1 protein-coding gene is annotated in these 1,080 nt (G+C 68.1%); it reads right to left on the reverse strand.

Going from position 1 to position 1,080, the window contains the following annotated elements; genetic code table 11:
* Window positions 1-1,080, reverse strand: a 1,080-nt coding sequence (locus AC1VAN_RS22675) for a GH36-type glycosyl hydrolase domain-containing protein (protein WP_480986845.1), incomplete at both ends; no start/stop codon positions are given.

Below are 1,080 nucleotides of genomic sequence, written 5' to 3' on the forward strand. Positions count from 1 at the left end.
AGCACGCAGTGCGCATACAGCGTGCCGCGCTGCGTCGAAGGCGTGGGCATGTCGTAATACCCTTCCTCTTCGGGTGTCACCGCGCGCCCCTCGATGTAGCCGACCACTTCGTCCAGCACGCTGGCGTCGCCGGTAACCTCCAGGTAGCGGCATGCGCCCTGCGGCAGCCAGAGGTAATCGTCCGAACAGCGGGTGCGCACGCCGCGACCTTGCGGAGGATGCCACCAGTGCATCACGTCGCCTTCGGTGAACTGGTGTGCAGCGCATAGCAGCAGGTGCTCGCGGGTCAGGTCCGGGCGAGCGTGCACGAGGGCGAGTGCATCCTGCAGCTGGTCGCGGAAACCGAACGCACCGCCTGATTGATAGTAGCCACTGCGCGCCAGGTAGCGGCAGCCCAGCGTCTGGTAGACCAGCCAGCCGTTGGCCAGTGCGTCCAGCGCCGGGTCTGGCGTGCGCACCTGCACCGTGGCCAGCACGTTGCGCCAGTGGATGCGCAMGGCGTCCAGCGCGTCGATGGCCTCATGGGCGCCCTGGCGGCTTCGCGCCAACGCCAGCGTTTCCTTGCGGTTGCGCCCGGCGCCAAGGCGGAACGTCGTTTCGCTGCGGTCGCCTGCAGCCAGCAGCAACGGCACCTGGATCGCCGCGCACGGATCCAGACCCGCACCCAGCCGTGAATCCAGGCGCTCGCGACGCAGCGCCGCCGGTGCGTGCAGGCTGCCGTTGCGGCCGATGAACTCCAGTCGGTCACAGGTCCAGCCGCAGCCATCGGCATCGGTGTCGAAGAAGGCCATCCGGCCGCCGAAGTCGGTGCTGTAGGTGTTGCGCGCCAGCAGCGCGCCGCTCTGCGGGTCGCGTTCGGTGAGTACGTGCATGCGCGACTTCGCGCGCAGGTCACCCATCACCCATTCAACGTAGCCGATGGCCGACAACCGCCGTGGCCGGCCCGACAGGTTGTGCAGCCGCAGGACCGAGAACTTCAGCGGCGCGGCGACGTCGACGAAGACCCACAACTCGCTGGCGATGCCGTCTTCTACATGCTCGTAGACCGTGTAGCCGAAGCCATGGCGCGTACGGTACGCG

The sequence above is a fragment of the Stenotrophomonas sp. 05L44_2 genome (genome assembly GCF_056665995.1).